Origin of the sequence: Sulfurovum lithotrophicum, from assembly GCF_000987835.1 — a bacterium.
Taxonomy (GTDB): domain Bacteria; phylum Campylobacterota; class Campylobacteria; order Campylobacterales; family Sulfurovaceae; genus Sulfurovum; species Sulfurovum lithotrophicum.
Map to the genome: position 1 here is coordinate 2089474 of NZ_CP011308.1, position 15330 is coordinate 2104803.

At 42.6% G+C, this 15330-nt stretch carries 18 protein-coding genes; 7 read left to right on the top strand and 11 right to left on the bottom strand.

Annotated elements, in window-relative coordinates; translation table 11 throughout:
* Positions 1-7 precede the first annotated feature (7 nt).
* Positions 8-1474, bottom strand: coding sequence for a cytochrome c oxidase accessory protein CcoG (gene ccoG, locus YH65_RS10310; protein ID WP_179944235.1), 1467 nt, complete (start codon positions 1472-1474; stop codon positions 8-10).
* Positions 1474-2160, bottom strand: coding sequence for a recombinase family protein (locus YH65_RS10315; protein WP_046551797.1), 687 nt, complete (start codon positions 2158-2160; stop codon positions 1474-1476). The genes ccoG and YH65_RS10315 overlap by 1 nt, the downstream gene beginning before the upstream one ends.
* A gap of 190 nt (positions 2161-2350) precedes the next feature.
* On the opposite strand from YH65_RS10315, the gene moaC reads away from it, so the two are divergent.
* Both moaC and YH65_RS10325 read left to right on the top strand, forming a co-directional pair.
* A complete protein-coding gene (moaC, locus tag YH65_RS10320; RefSeq protein ID WP_046551798.1) occupies positions 2351-2824 on the top strand; it encodes a cyclic pyranopterin monophosphate synthase MoaC in 474 nt (157 codons plus the stop codon).
* Positions 2825-2893: 69 nt separating this feature from the next.
* Positions 2894-3163 carry an HP0495 family protein gene (locus tag YH65_RS10325; protein ID WP_046551799.1) on the top strand — a complete coding sequence of 90 codons (270 nt, stop codon included), beginning with the start codon at positions 2894-2896 and terminating at the stop codon, positions 3161-3163.
* Here YH65_RS10325 and YH65_RS10330 read toward each other — a convergent pair.
* From YH65_RS10330 to glmM, 4 genes are read right to left on the bottom strand one after another with little or no spacing between them, the layout of a single operon-like run.
* A complete protein-coding gene (locus YH65_RS10330; protein ID WP_046551800.1) occupies positions 3156-3977 on the bottom strand; it encodes a paraquat-inducible protein A in 822 nt (273 codons plus the stop codon). The genes YH65_RS10325 and YH65_RS10330 overlap by 8 nt on opposite strands.
* Positions 3974-4924 carry an esterase-like activity of phytase family protein gene (locus YH65_RS10335; protein WP_046551801.1) on the bottom strand — a complete coding sequence of 317 codons (951 nt, stop codon included), beginning with the start codon at positions 4922-4924 and terminating at the stop codon, positions 3974-3976. Before YH65_RS10335 ends, YH65_RS10330 begins: the two co-directional genes overlap by 4 nt.
* Positions 4921-5370, bottom strand: coding sequence for a signal peptidase II (lspA, locus tag YH65_RS10340; RefSeq protein WP_046551802.1), 450 nt, complete (start codon positions 5368-5370; stop codon positions 4921-4923). Before lspA ends, YH65_RS10335 begins: the two co-directional genes overlap by 4 nt.
* Positions 5370-6707, bottom strand: coding sequence for a phosphoglucosamine mutase (gene glmM / locus YH65_RS10345; RefSeq protein WP_046551803.1), 1338 nt, complete (start codon positions 6705-6707; stop codon positions 5370-5372). The genes lspA and glmM overlap by 1 nt, the downstream gene beginning before the upstream one ends.
* 225 nt (positions 6708-6932) lie before the next feature.
* Between glmM and rpsT the strand changes: the two genes are divergently transcribed.
* Together rpsT and prfA are read left to right on the top strand one after the other, a co-directional pair.
* Positions 6933-7202, top strand: a complete 270-nt coding sequence (rpsT, locus tag YH65_RS10350) for a 30S ribosomal protein S20 (protein WP_046551804.1) — start codon at positions 6933-6935, stop codon at positions 7200-7202.
* A gap of 77 nt (positions 7203-7279) precedes the next feature.
* Positions 7280-8347: a peptide chain release factor 1 gene (gene prfA, locus YH65_RS10355; protein ID WP_046551805.1), complete on the top strand. Its 1068-nt coding sequence runs from the start codon at positions 7280-7282 to the stop codon at positions 8345-8347.
* Positions 8348-8469: 122 nt separating this feature from the next.
* On the opposite strand, the gene YH65_RS10360 is transcribed toward prfA, so the two are convergent.
* The 3 genes from YH65_RS10360 to YH65_RS10370 all read right to left on the bottom strand — a co-directional run bounded on the left by YH65_RS10360 (position 8470) and on the right by YH65_RS10370 (position 10742).
* Entirely contained in the window at positions 8470-8832 is a 363-nt protein-coding gene (locus tag YH65_RS10360; RefSeq protein WP_046551806.1) for a c-type cytochrome, read from the bottom strand.
* 190 nt (positions 8833-9022) lie between these two features.
* On the bottom strand, positions 9023-10003 hold the full coding sequence (locus YH65_RS10365; protein ID WP_046551807.1) for a HupE/UreJ family protein: 981 nt from the start codon (positions 10001-10003) through the stop codon (positions 9023-9025).
* A gap of 1 nt (position 10004) precedes the next feature.
* Positions 10005-10742, bottom strand: a complete 738-nt coding sequence (locus YH65_RS10370) for a peptidylprolyl isomerase (RefSeq protein ID WP_046551808.1) — start codon at positions 10740-10742, stop codon at positions 10005-10007.
* Positions 10743-10894: 152 nt separating this feature from the next.
* On the opposite strand from YH65_RS10370, the gene YH65_RS10375 reads away from it, so the two are divergent.
* The 3 genes from YH65_RS10375 (at position 10895) to YH65_RS10385 (ending at position 13214) form a co-directional block, all read left to right on the top strand.
* Entirely contained in the window at positions 10895-11311 is a 417-nt protein-coding gene (locus tag YH65_RS10375; protein ID WP_046551809.1) for a thioredoxin family protein, read from the top strand.
* A complete protein-coding gene (locus tag YH65_RS10380) occupies positions 11312-11779 on the top strand; it encodes a hypothetical protein (protein ID WP_046551810.1) in 468 nt (155 codons plus the stop codon). It abuts the gene before it with no gap.
* Positions 11780-11846: 67 nt separating this feature from the next.
* Positions 11847-13214 (top strand): FAD-dependent oxidoreductase, encoded by a 1368-nt coding sequence (locus YH65_RS10385; protein ID WP_046551811.1) that lies wholly within the window; start codon positions 11847-11849, stop codon positions 13212-13214.
* 261 nt (positions 13215-13475) lie between these two features.
* On the opposite strand, the gene YH65_RS10390 is transcribed toward YH65_RS10385, so the two are convergent.
* Together YH65_RS10390 and YH65_RS10395 are read right to left on the bottom strand one after the other, a co-directional pair.
* Positions 13476-14411: a DUF302 domain-containing protein gene (locus YH65_RS10390; RefSeq protein WP_046551812.1), complete on the bottom strand. Its 936-nt coding sequence runs from the start codon at positions 14409-14411 to the stop codon at positions 13476-13478.
* 136 nt (positions 14412-14547) lie between these two features.
* A complete protein-coding gene (locus YH65_RS10395) occupies positions 14548-15303 on the bottom strand; it encodes a tetratricopeptide repeat protein (protein ID WP_046551813.1) in 756 nt (251 codons plus the stop codon).
* Between the last annotated feature and the right edge of the window lie 27 nt (positions 15304-15330).

Consider the following 15330-nt stretch of genomic DNA (forward strand, 5'->3'; position numbering starts at 1 on the left):
CATCTCCTTATTTTTTTATGAGGTCCGCACGAGGATAGACAAATACTGTATGTCTCTCTACCACGATCTTCTCTTTGTCATCCGTCGCAAACGCTTTGATCGTTACAGGGATCGGTACGTCTTTTCGTGTATCATTCGCCAGTTTCTCATTGGTTCTGAGCACAACCACTTTTTTACGCTTCTGACCCGCAGCAATACTGAACGGCTCTTTTGGTCTGACGATCTCAATTTTATTTTTAAGATCTCCCTCGATCTCAAAGTAATAGGTATGCTTCTTGCTATCCGTATTGGCAAACAGGAAGATATAATCGTTCTCAACCCCGCCATGATCCAGTATTTTATACAGTCTTGTCGTTTTGTTCACGTTAAGCAGCATATGCTCTTTTTTGCTTCCCATCGTGAAAAGCGCGACCAGAACCAGTACCAGTACGGTAAAGTATGCAATAACCTTCGGTCTGAAGTAATTCGTTTTCCCTTTCTGGTAAATCACTTCATTCTCACTGGACCATCTGACAAGTGAAGGTTTTCCAAGTGCGCCCATAACGGTCGTACAGGCGTCCACACACTCAAGACAGTTGATACACTCAAGCTGCAGACCTTTACGGATATCGATATGTGTAGGACAAACTGTCACACAACTCTCACAGGTTGTACACTCTGCGTACGGTTCATCTGCCACAAGATCTTTTGTTTTGGTATATTTCTTATGTCGGTCATTACCATGTCCTTCATAGATATCCCCTCCACGATGCGGGTCGTATATCGCCATGATCGTATCATCGTCATAAAGTACGGACTGCACACGGCTGTAGGGGCAGATATAAATACAAAAATCTTCTTTAATGAACACCACATCGGCAATGATAAAGAGTGCTATACCAATCAGCATACCCATCAATATCGTATGGTCTGCCGGATGCTGGATATACTGGAAAAAATCTTCAGGCGGTACGAAATACCAGAGAAAATCCGCGGCGGCGATGAGTGCCAGAACGGACCATATCAGTATGGCTACCACTTTCTTTACCTGATTTTCCGGCTTGCTCATATCGGGATCTTTCTGCTTGTTCTTTATACGTTTTCTAAGGCCAAGCAGTTTCGTTTCAATGAAGTCCCTGTAAATAACACGGAAGACTGTCTGAGGACAGGCCCACCCACACCAGGCTCTACCACCAACCGCTGTGACAGCAAAAATCCCCAGGAATAAAAGCATCAGAAGGAACGGCATCAAGTAGAGCTCCTGCATATCGAATGCTACCCCTGCAAGGTGCAGTTTCTTATGGTCAAAGCTCAAGAGGAACAAGTGGTTCCCGTTGATCGTGATCCACGGCATGACTAAAGCAACAATGGTTACGACTGCATAGACCCAATACCGTTTGATACGGTACGGTACCCACCCTTTCAAATATTCTTTTGCCTGGTTTTTCTTCGGCTTTTTTACCACTTCTTCGCTGTTTTGTGCTACTGCTTCCATTATGATATCCTTTCTTTCTGTTGTGATGTTTGTTTTTGGTTTTCTTGATCGAACGGGCAGATTAATATGGTATTGTCTACACCCGGAACCTGCTTAAGGGTGTTGATTTCCATCCATGACCCCTCTACCAACTCTCTGATTCCTCTTGACTCAATATAATCTTTCAAAGAACTGCGGCTTACCCCCAACTCTCTGGCGATCGCACTCACATTCATTCCCTCTCTCAGCAGAGAGATGATCTGTGCCTGATAGACATCGAATTTTGAAGAAGAACGGCTCCCTTTGGGGCGTCCTATCTGGTTCGACCTGGCTTGTTGTGCTTCACGTAGATCGTTCAGTAAAGGAAATATTTTGACGATGGGTGTCTCTTTGGTGACATGCAGCTGCAGACTGGCCACATAGAGGTCGATGTCACGGCTCAACATACAATTGAATACCTTGATCATCTCTTCAGCTTTGTCACTCAGTACCGAAAGGGTATCTACTACCAATGTATCCCCATCTTCTACAGAGTGAAGGAACTCCTCAAACTGTTTCCGCTCTTCTATAGGATGGTTTTTGGTAGAATACTCTATCACCTCTTTGTCTATTTCCATACCCTGAGTCAATGAAAACGAGAGAATGTTACGCTGTTGATCTGACAAATTTGCATTGTCAGGCATCTGTCTTAAATATGCATACGTCATACTGCTCCTTTATCATTTGATGTATTCTATCTTTATTTGATGATAAAAGTCAAGCTTTTTCACTATATTTACGTCATTTTATTATTTTTTTCGTCAGATCAACCTTATTTTCGTCAATAAGGTGACTCTCTTCTGCTTTACATAGAAGTGCTGCTATGCTAAAATATACAAAAACTTGAAGGAAAAACTTTTGAACCTCACGCATCTCGACGAACAGAACAAACCCAAAATGGTCGATGTCTCCGACAAAAACAACACGACCCGCATTGCTACGGCCAGCGGCATCATCGAAGTGGGAAAGGAAGCCTTCGATGCAGTCGTTGCCAACACGGCAAAAAAAGGGCCGGTACTCCAGACCGCCGTCATTGCCGCCATTCAGGGAACCAAGCAGACCAGTACACTGATCCCTATGTGCCACCCACTGATGCTCACTTCGGTTAAAACAGATATTGAAGAACTCCCTGATCTACCGGGCTTCAAACTGACGGTCACAGCCAAGCTGAACGGGCAGACCGGTGTGGAGATGGAGGCATTGACCGGTGTAAGCGTGGGTCTGCTCACCATTTACGATATGCTCAAAGCTATTGACAAAGGCATGGTCATCAGGAATGTGCAGCTCGAACACAAAAGTGGCGGTAAATCAGGAGACTTCAATAGAGCATAATGATACTTAAGTCGCATTCCGTTTTACAAAAACAGAGTATATTAGCCCAAAGCCACTAAAGGAGTCAACATGATTTTAGATAACAACACACAGGAAAAACCACAGATAGAGTATCCGACGAACTGGGGATTTAAGATCATCGGAAGGGATGAAGAGAAGCTCAAAGCCTGCATCAAAGAGGTCATGGGAGAGAAGGAACACCTCTGCTCTCTGGGAAACCGTTCAAGAACGGGAAAGTTCACCACATACAACGCATCATGCCAGGTAGAGAGTCAGGAAGAAAGAGACAAGCTCTTCAAATGTTTCCAGGACCATGCCGATGTAAATATGGTCATCTAACGCTGTTTTGCCTGTGCAGCATCTTGTCTGCACTCAGGCTGACCAGCATTGAGACTATCACGTAAGCTAAAAAGAAATAGAGCCCCACCTCAACCTCAGCTCGACTGACATCCCCTTTGTTCACGGTCAGGTAGACCAAAAAGGTCGCCACGACAAAAACATCGACCATCGACCATTTCCCTATCATTTTGAAGAACTTGACAATGCCATGCACAAACGGGGTATCCATAAAAACCGATACAACCATCATGGAAAAGGTCTTGAGCAGGGGAATGAGTACGGAAAAAAGCAGTATGACCAGTGCAACTACCGTATCACCATTCTCGAAAAGTTTGGAAATGGAGCCTATTACCCCTTTGGATTCGAACGAGAGCACTACATCCCCAAGATACTCCACTTCTTTATGTATGGTCACCATCATAACGGGCACGATCAATCCGAAAGCAAGCATTATCAATGCCCCGACGGCACCGAAAAAAGTAAAAGCACGTAAAGAGATGAAAAAATAGCTTGCCAGCACACCCAAAAATGGTAACAATGCATACATTGCATATTTCTGACTCTGCTCTTTATGCATTTGCTGTGTTTTCTTCAGCGTCTCCAGAAGTCCCTTCTTCCTGTTTTTATAAAATCCAAGAGAAACAGTTTCCGCCAGCTCTTTAAGCTGGAACTTTGCCAGCTTTTCAGCACTCATCTCATCAATAAGGGAAAGTGTCGTTGTCTCATAGGCTTTTGCTTCACTGTATGCCTTGCTACCAAAGAAGACCATCACTGATAACAGAACCGTTATGATCATGTACACTATATACTTCATTTCTCTTTCACCTTAAAATAGATCAGAAGCGTTTTCTGAAAAAAATTGTCATTGTCATCGCTGATCATTACATAGCGGTGCTTCCCCACTTTTGCCAAACCTTCAAAATTGTCCACATCCCAGCCTTTGTGGCTGTTCATCTTTGCAAGGACCTTCGCGGGGCACATTCCTTTCTTGCATCGGTCTATGTAAACCTTTTTCAGTGTCACCACGAAAGGATTCATGTACCCCGTAAAAGAACGCTCGAGTACAAGGATGTTCCCATCGTCCATCACCTCTATTGCCGAGATGGCGCTGTTCATTTCGGGTTCGGCTTTGAAATGCCACTCTTTTCCGCTCAAAGCGTAGATGCTCTGGCGTTTTTTATCTACCCCTTTGGGCGGATATTCCAGCGCGGTCAGGATGCCGTACCTCGGGTGCCAGGCCAGTGCCTCCATCCCTTTGTTTTTGCTGCGAAATCGTTTCATGCTGCGCAGCTTTTTTGGCAGTTTGTATTTTTTGATCAGGCGGCCGTATTTGTCCGAATTTTTATGGAACCAACCTATCTTCGGTTTCTCCTCAAAAGAGATCAGCAGCCGGCCTTTTCCATCCAGTGTCATCCCTTCACTGTCACGACGCCATTTCTTGAATTTTTTCCCGTTCTTTTTGAGCAATCTCCCTGCCCTCTGCGGTTTAAGCCTTTTGATTTTATCTGCAAAAACAGCTTTGAACTCAAAGAGTTTCCCCTCATCGCTGACCATAAAAAGGGATTTGACCTTTTTATCGTATGCCAGATCGGATATCTCGGAGAATTTCACATCATCTATTTCCAGGAAAGAGAGTTCTTTCTGGTCAAGTATGCGGATCCACAGTTTCTCCTTATCTATCTTCTGTGGAACAATATTGGCACCAAACACACCGGCTGCCAGCATTTGTCCCAAAATCAGAACAACAAAGAGTATCTTCATACTGTCTTATGCTTTGGAGGAAAGAAGTAAACCATGATAAAAATCCATACCACCGCAAGATCGATCGCCACATCCGCAAAATTGAACACGGCAAAGTTGAAGCCGCAATGCCATGCCACATAGTCCACCACTCCATCATGCACAAAACGGTCATACAGATTTCCCAGTGCACCGCCTATCAACAGGCCTGCCGGGAAAGCATAGCGGTTAAGATATCCCTTTGAGAGCACATAGTAGAGTATCCCGCCTATCAAAAGTGCCTGCACCCATTTCAGGTACGGCCCTATGAACGCGAACATCGAGAAAGCCACGCCCTTGTTAAAATGCAGAGAGAGGTCTATACAGCTTCCTCCCCGATAATACCCTTCAAGAAAAAGGGTTTTGATGTTCTGATCTATAATGAATATCCCAATGGCCACAAGCAGAAAAATAGCGAAAGATCGCATCAGACAAGTGTTCTTTTAAAGAAATCCATACATTCATCCATCATCGTCTCAAGTGCTTTTTCATTCTTCCCTTCAAGCAGAAGACGGATCTTGTTCTCCGTACCGGAATATCGGAAAAGATGACGCATTCCCTCTGCTTCCACATGCTCCATCAATTGCTCAAGTCCTTCAATACTCTCAAGGGGCTTTTTCTCTTCGATCGGAAGGTTAACCAGCATTTGAGGATAAGATTCATAAGGATTGAACGCCTCACTGGCCTTTTTGCCCGTACTGACAAGATAGGCCAGTGCCTGCAGAGCAGACGAGATACCGTCACCCGTCTTCGCATAATCGGAGAAGATGATATGCCCGCTCTGCTCTCCACCGAAATTCACACCTTTCTCCTGCATCATTTCAACGACATTTTTGTCACCCACAGCAGAACGGTACACGGTAATACCATGCTCAAGAAGATATTCCTCCAGTCCCTGATTACTCATGACCGTAGCGACCATTCCGTCACCCCTGAGTTCACCTGTATTTTTGAGATGTACGGCCAGTACAGCCATAAGCTTGTCTCCATCTACCGTCTCGCCTTTTTCATCAACTACGACCAGTCTGTCTGCATCTCCATCCAGTGCCAGTCCTATATCCGCACGTTTATCGAGTACCACTTTGGCAAGGTTTTCAGGATGCATCGCTCCACACCCTTCATTGATGTTAAAGCCATCAGGTTCATCACCTACAACAACCACTTCAGCACCAAGCTCCTGCAGTACCGTAGGCCCGACAATATAACCCGCACCGTTCGCACAGTCTATCACTACACGCTTTCCAGCAAGGCTCAAATGTTTGGGAAAAGAGTTCTTTATATGTACGATATACCGCCCAATGACATCGTCGATCCTTTTGGATTTTCCGATAAGCTTGCCTGTCACCTGGGCCTCCCCCAAAGCCTCATCATCTGTAAAAATTTCTTCTATCATTTCCTCCTCGCCACGATTGAGCTTGTTCCCTTCGCTGTCAAAAAACTTGATACCATTGTCATAATAGGGGTTGTGGCTCGCTGAGATCATAATCCCCGCATCACAGCGCATATTTTCCGTCAGAAAAGCAATAGCCGGGGTAGGCATGGGCCCTATCTGGATCACATCGAATCCTACAGCAGTCAAGCCTGACACCAATGCATTCTCTATCATATAACCGCTTCGCCGTGTATCTTTGCCTACCAGTATCTTGTTGGTTTTGGCGAATTGTTTAAAGTAGATCCCCGTAGCCATAGCCAAACGCATTGTATTGACTGCAGAAACTTTCTTGCCTGCTTCTCCTCTTACGCCATCCGTTCCAAAAAGTGTCATAATCCCAATCCTTCTATGCATTCTATAATTAGTGCTAATTTTACTTAAAATAGATTAATCTAACTCAACCTGCATCATCTAAACAGTTCATATGCAACCTATTTTAATAAAACTTTAATATTTTTTTGGATATCATTCGCGCACTAATTTCACCCAAAAGTCTTCTATGGTTACCTCTTTTTGGTCACCGGCAGCAAGGGTATTACATTTTAAAAGGAACATTTGATGGCACACCACAAATCGGCAAAAAAGAGAATTTTGCAGACAGCAAAAAGAACAGAAAGAAACAGATACTACAGAACAAGAATCAAGAACATTACCAAAGCAGTACATGAGGCGGTAGAAGCAGCTGATATGACAGCTGCACAGGAAGCACTCAAAGTAGCAAACAAGCAGATACACTCACTTGTCAGCAAAGGTTTCATCAAGAAAGCCACTGCTGCAAGAAAAGTTAGCCGCCTTCATAAAATGGTTAACAAAATCGAAGCTGCATAGTCAGTTTCAGCCTAACGGGTCAGCCTTCCGGCTCGGCCTATCTCACCAATCCTTACAATCCAATATAAAGAACGACAATGTTCAAAGAAAAACTTCAACCATTCATAGACAGATATAATGAGATCAGCGAACTTTTGAGCTCTCCGGATATCGCCAGCGATATCAACCGTATGACAGAACTCAGCAAAGAGCAGTCAGGACTTGCCCCCCTTGTAGAAAAAGCGAACCTCTACATAGAGACAGCCGATGCCATTGCAGAGAACAAAGAACTGCTGGGAGACGAAGAGCTGGGAGATCTTGCAAAGGAAGAACTTTCCGAACTCGAACCGATGCTGCCACAACTCGAAGAGGAGATCAAAATACTCATGATCCCCAAAGACAAGAACGATGATAAGAACATCTTCCTGGAACTTCGTGCCGGTGCCGGCGGTGACGAGAGTGCACTTTTCGTTGCGGATGTTTTCAGAATGTACTCGCGCTATGCCGAGCAGATGGGCTGGAAAGTGGAGATCGTCAGTACCAATGATGGTACGGCAGGCGGGTACAAGGAACTTATTGCTGAGATCAAGGGACAGGGAGTCTACTCACAGCTCAAGTATGAGGCGGGGACACACCGTGTACAGAGAGTACCCGACACAGAAACACAGGGACGCGTCCATACTTCCGCCATTACGGTAGCCGTGATCCCGGAAGTAGATGATGTCGAAGTGGATATCAAGCCCAACGAAGTGAAAATGGATGTCTACCGTTCAAGCGGCTGCGGGGGACAGTCTGTCAACACTACTGACTCCGCCGTACGTCTAACGCATATTCCCACTGGTATCGTCGTAGCGATACAGGATGAGAAGTCACAGCACAAGAACAGGGACAAAGCAATGAAAGTTCTCAAAGCCCGTGTCTATGAATCTGAACTGCAAAAGCAGCTTGACGAAACAGCGGGACAGAGAAAACTACAAGTTGGATCAGGCGACCGTTCCGAGAAGATCAGAACCTACAACTACCCACAGAACAGACTCACCGACCACCGTATCGGGCTGACACTCTATGCCCTGGACGACATTATGAACAACGGTAATCTCAAGCTTGTCATCGATCCCCTGATAGCACATGCCCAAACGGAAGCCATTCAGGAAGCAGGCCTATAGAAGCATATTCTTCACAAACAAATGACAAAGAGGTAGCATAACAAAATATTTTACAGGAAAAGTGTCACGATAAAGCTTTCTCCCTGCCATAATTTATCAGAGAGAAAGAGAGGAGAAAAACCTTATTTTAAACTGCTGATATACTTTGCAAGAGCACCAATTTGCATATCAGAAAGCTTGATAGTTTCGAACTTCATCACCTCATTACTTTTGTGCATAGTATATGTTCCGATATCGTTATCCTGATCCCGATATGCCCTTATTCTCAGTGCCAGGATCGTCGCATCTCTTCCGGCCAGCGGTGCAATCCCTTTTGCAGGACTTTTTTCACCCTTCTCTCCATGGCATATTGCGCACTGTCTTTTGTAGATTGCTGCACCATCTATATTTTTTGTCGCAAAAGTACCTGAGTCACTTGTCTTTACCGTATCTGCCGCCATCAAACTGCTGCCGGCAAGCAGCGCAGCAATAACAATTCTCTTCATTCTAAACCTCCAAATTAATTAAAAATCTTTTTTCATGTTCATTATACACATCCTAAACTTAATCCAGAGGCAATATCCTTCTATCCCCAAACAAAAGTAGCAAAATATAAAATATTAATATTTTTTGGTTACAATTCTATATCACTCCCCCCATCGCAAGTAATAGCAACCGCTTTTTTCGTTATTATTATCAAAAAGCTAAAATTCTATCAAATACCCAAAAAGCGGAAAGTCCACCTATTCCATAAACAATGAACATTTCTACTTTCTCCATGAGCTTTGCATCTATTAAATGCCGGAGCAACAGAGCTACAAATACCACAATAGTCACAAATATCAACTGGCCCAACTCTACCCCGATATTGAAGAAAATAAGTGCCAGTGTAATCGCTTCCTGGGGCAATCCTATCTCGGCAAGTGCTCCCGCAAATCCAAAGCCGTGCAGTAACCCGAACGTAAAAGCAATAAGCCAGGGGTATCGCGAAGTGATACCTGGCTTGCCCTGTTCTTCATGCACGATCTCCATAGCCAGAAAGAGTATACTCAAGGCTATCATCGCCTCAACCGGTTGCTGCGGCAAATGCACAACACCCAGTGTTGATGCTGCCATAGTGATACTGTGCGCCAGAGTAAAGGCGGTAATAGTCCATAAGAGCCGCCGCATGTTTTTAACAATGACTAAAAGTAAAAAAACAAAACAAAGGTGATCAAAGCCCATCAGGATATGGGTAATCCCAAGCCATGTATAGGTTTTCATAACTTGCGCAGAAGGCGTGCGCTCTTTGACTGTATAAGAATTATGCAAGGGGTCAAGCAGTGCGGATTGGGAAGTGCTGTCCAGAAACTCCAAACGCAAAAGCAGATCTCTTTTTGTATTTTCAAGTCCCTGCACCTCGATCGTTTTTCCTTTGAGGCCCTGTGCGCATACCAAAGTATATCTATCCGAATAAACACCTTTTTTAGACTCTCTGACGTGTTCCCCCTTCTCTTCACATCCCTCTATGGCATTCACTTTCATGGGGGTCTTTGCATCGCCTTTTGCCGGTACCTTTAAAAACAGTGCATAACTGTCCGGGGTTTTTTGGATAACCTCGAGGTAGACAGGCCGTATGAGGTCTGCCTGTGCAAGAGAAAAAAGAAAGGTAAAAAGAAAAACTATTTTATAAAACACTTTACTTCTCTTCTATACTGATAGTGTACTGTGACTTCAGTTTTTCATAAATTGCTTTGTTTTTCTGCTCTCTTTGTGCATTCAGGTAATCGCCTTTAAGCTTTTCCTTCACCGCATCAAAGGTTTTCGGCTTTGAGGTAGGCCTGTCTATGACACGTACGTCATGCACACCGTATGTAGATTCTATTTTATGTACTTTCCCGTCTGCTTTCAGTGTAAAAAGCATATCTGAGAACGCACGTCCGAAGATATTGCTTGCTTCAAATTTTGTGAGCGTATACTCTTTCTCAAACTGCGTTGCATCATCTCCCATCATACTTTGTGTAAAATGTATCTTCTCTTCTCCTCTGTATTTCTCCGGATGTTCCTGCATATATTTTTTCAACACTTCGTCACTGGGCTCCGGAAGTTCATACGTGTCGTAAGCGACAAACTCCATTTTTTGCGCAAGGCGTCTTTTGATCTCGTCGTCATTTTTATCCAAGCCTATTTTCAAAGCTTCCTTATATAACACAGTGGTATAGATCTCATTCTCTATCATTTTCTGTTTTTCTTTTTTTGTAGGTGTACGAAAAAACTTTTTTTCCCAATCTGAAGTGAGTTGGTCTATTCTCCCTTTGGAAATAACGATACTGTTCTCTTCATCTTCACCGTTTTGAACAAAAGAGTAACCAAGAAAGAGTAAACCGCCCAACACCAAAAAGTGCAACAGTGGTTCATGCAATAGTTTTTTTAACAAATTATCTGCCTTTTACGTCATATACTATTTGAAGCGTATTATAGCAAAGCAACGCTAATAAAAAGTAACTCCTTCCGGGTACTCCCCTGTGGTGACAAAAAAGTATTCAGGATGCTGGGTTATAATACGCTATCGACACATAAAGGGCAACTATGCATAGATTTTCATTCATAGGCAAAGTATTACTTTCACTGTTTCTGCTCATCTCTGCCCTTGATGCTATAGAACTTAACTGGGAGCACAACTACCAAAATGCTCTGGCAAAAGCAAAAAAAGAGCATAAGATGGTCTACCTTTTTGTAGGTGCAGACAAATGCAGACATTGCGACAGATTTAAAAAACAAACTCTTTCAAACAAAGAGCTCATAGAGACTATGAAAAAAGAGTATGTATTGCTCTATATGTCAAGAGACCGGCATGAAATTCCTGACAAATTTGAAAAATACGGCGTGCCCATGCACTACTTTTTGACTGCTGACGGCAAGATTGTTGCCGTAGTGCAAGGCAGTAGAGAACTGGCAGGCTGGTATGACGTACTCGATGAAGTTGAATTAAAAAAGGAGAAATAAATGACAACCTTTAAAAAAGTGCAGAAGACTGCCGGTATCCGGGAACTGATAAGATCAACCTTTGACGTGGACCTTCCACTAACAGGAAACTGGGGATACACGGCAGAAGAAGCAACTATTGTTGAAGCTCTGCCGGAGGGTATGCCGCTTCTTCAGCTCGAACATGTGTTTGCCTCCATACGAGCACACCTTGAAATGAATATTACCCAGGAGCCTGAAAACAGGTACGGCGGTATCAATCTGCATGAAAAAGAACGTGAACAGAGCAAAAGCGAAAAAGGCATTTTCGACAAAGTCACTTATGAGATTACTGCCATAAAAGAAGACCTTTACAATGCTTTCATCAAGGAATACAAAGAGGGTTACGGTAAAGATGGTTTTGACCTGGACGACCATTTTAAAAGAAGAAAAGAGGCTACACTTACCCGGGAAGTTATACACTACTTTGAAGTGAGCGCTTTCGGATAAGCACTCAATAAGCACTAAAAAGATACTATAATTACTTATATATATTTAACATAATGAGGTATTATCTATGGATTCTTCAAAAAGAAAATTTTTAGCACTCTCCGGTCTCACTATCGCCTCTTCCCTCTGCGGAAGTGAAACTGCCGGCACTCCAAAAGAAAAAACACTGCCAAAAAGCAACAAAGCGGCTATTCCTGACACCAATAAGCCCAGAGTAGTTGTCTTGGGCGGTGGATGGTCAGGACTCTCTATTGCAAAAACCGTAAAAGAGTTCTCTCCCCAGGCTGATGTAGTTTTGGTTGAAAGCAGGCATGAGTTTATTTCTTGTCCCATAAGTAATTTATGGCTGGTCGACAAAGTCAACCTTGAGTACATTACGCATGACTACCTTCAGGCGGCCCGAAACTACAACTACACTTTTTTCAATGCAACAGCCATCAATGTAGATAAAAAAAATCGTATTCTGCAAACGACGCAGGGAGATATCGCATTTGATTATCTTGTCCTTTCTCCGGGCATAGACTATGATTACTCCAGATGGACGACGGATACGGCACTGGTTGCAAGATTAAGACAGGAGTATCCCGCAGGCTTCATCCCGGGCTCCGAACATATGACGATCAAAAATAAAATACACAATTTTAAAGAGGGAAACTTTATCCTTACCGTTCCCGGCGGGAACTACAGATGCCTTCCTGCTCCCTATGAGAGAGCCTGTCTGATCGCAGACTACTTTAAACAGAAAAAGCTCAAAGCAAAAGTCATTATTTTGGATGAGAACAATGCGATCACCATTAAAAAGAAAGGCTTCTCCTCTGCCTTTGACGAACTCTACGCCGACTACATAGAATATGTTCCAAACAGCACGATTAAAAATATTGACTTGGACAAAAAAGTGGTTACAACCGAGATGGATGAATTCACATTTGCAGATGCTGCTTTCTACCCTCGTGTCAGAGGTGCAAAGATCATAGAAACCATGGGATTTGCAAAAGATGCCAAAGATATGATGGAGGGGCACATCAATCCCATCACCTATGAAGTCATAGGTGAACAAAACATATTTATTGCCGGGGATGCAAGGCCAATGGGCTTTTCCAAATCTGGGAATACCTCAAATATTGAAGGAAAATATGTCGGAAAAGTTGTTGCGCGACGTATCAACAAAGAACAGTCACCTAGGTGGGAATCACCTATAACCCTGTGCTTTTCTGCTATTTCCCTAAAACCTTTTAATGCTATCTATATCTATACCAAATATTCTTTTGACAAAAAAGACAAAAATCCAAAAAATATAAAATTTATAGACTGGCAGAAGTTTAGTTTTACGGAGACAATAAGTAACGAAAACTGGAAAAAAACCGGTAAGGTCGATGCTGACTCTATTCTGTCATGGGCTGATGCTTTATATTTTGATATGTTTGGTGCCAAATAGCCAATTACTGCAAATCAAAAATTTTAGATTGTGTCAATTCAAATTTCAATTTGAATTGACAACATTATTACTTCCCATACAATAACATCTTCATATGAAACATTACAGATATAAAGCTAAACCATACCCAGTACAAAATTTTGGTATTTGCACATATGTTTAAATTGTAACTTTATTGAAATGAAGAGATGATTTACGTGGAGGGCCATAAGCTCCTCTATCCTTGGATGAGGAGTTATAGGTTAAGAAGATATGTTTTTATTATTCTTCTGTTGCTTCATTTACAGCTGCATTCATTGCTTTTTGTGCTTTAAGCAGTACATCTTTTGATGCTTTATCAGTTACATCGATAGAACTGATCCAGTTATAGACAGACGGGTAAGCGAAGTGTACGGTTTTATCACCTTTTTTCTTATACATAGAGAAAGAACATGGGGCAAAGGCACCTGCTTCAGGGTGAGTCTTGGAGACTTCATAGATCACTGCTACTTTACAGATGGAGTATACATCAAAAAAGTCATACGTGTCATCTCCCGCTTTTGCCAGATCATCGCCAAGTTTATTGTAACCCGCCAGAACAAAGCCTGCTGTCTCAAGTCCAGCTTCCAGCTCTTCCTGAAGTCCATCCAGTTCATCCTCTATCTCGTCAGGCTTTACATCCATTTCCATTGTAAATCTTTTGACAAGGTCACCTTCCGGCTTTGCTATCTTATAGTGAGTATCTTCAAATTTACCGTTTGGCATAGCCTTTGCGAGAACATCCGCAACGTCTTTCATATAGGCAACAAGATCTGCATTATCCGCAGGAATACCGGTGATCTTGGCAATACCTGCTGCAGACATAGATGATACGGAAATGTTTTTTTCACCCTTTTTGGTAAAGATAGACATACTCAGTGGGGTAAACAGGGCTATATTTGGATACTTCTTCAGCAGTTTGGTCACTGCATCTTTTTTATGGAGCGTCATAAGATTGTATGCATCATGCGCGTGATCCTTGAACTTAGCCTCAAACGCTTTATTCATATCATTGTTACCGGTAATGTAGAAACCTGCATCCTTGAATGCTTTCTCGATCGTTTTTGCGTTTACTTTACCGCCTTGATTGTCTGCCGTATAAATACGGATATCCTGCGCAGCATTTACCGCTACTCCAAATGTTAGCAATAGTGCTACTACCAAACCTTTTAACTTCATGTTGTTTCCTTTAATGTTGATTTTGTATCAATTATCTTATCAGAAAAGCCATAATAAATCACTTTTTTTATTCTTTATGTGGTGTTATAAGCTAATGTAAACCAAATGTGTTACATTATGCAATTTAATTCAAAAACTATTGATGATCTTTTTTACTTTTTTTCATCATTTCTTTTTTGACATAATCAATATTGCTTTGTGTTTTTCGCACTATTGAATGTCCTTCCCCAAATATCTTTTCCCGTATTTCTAAGGTTTTATTCAATTCCTTCAATGCTTTATTATATTCCCCAAGCTTAAAGTAAACCAATCCTATATTGCTATAGGTCAAAGCCGTAGCATAATGCTCCTCACCCAAAGTCTCTTTTCGTATCACCAGCGCCTTTTTATAATACTCCAGTGCCTTACTGTACTTCCCCTGCTTTCGGTAGACCCCGGCTATGTTGCTGTAGGTAATGGCTGACGCACGATAATTTTCTCCAAAAAGTTTCTTTTGTATTTTAAGAGAGATCAGATAATTATCGATCGCCTCTTTGTATTTCCCCTGCTTACTGTAGATACCGCCTATATTATTGTAGGTTGTTGCTTCGGTTCTGTCATCTTCATCCAGGAGTTTCTTTTGCAGTTCCAGTGCTTTGAGATTGTACTGCAGGGCTTCATCGTACTTTCCCATCTTTTCATAGTAGTATCCTATCTTGGAATAACTGATAATATTCTCTTTACCATCTACCCCATACGTTTCGATATCCGATTTCAGCTGCCTGAGGGCATATTTCACAGCTTTCTTGTAGTTACCTCTCTTTCTGGCAGCTTCCGCAAGATTGTAGTCCGCACCATGCGCCCACAGTAATGTAGCGCCCAGAACAGCAACACCAAATAATATTTTTTTCATTTATATTCCTTGCATATCAATCTTATA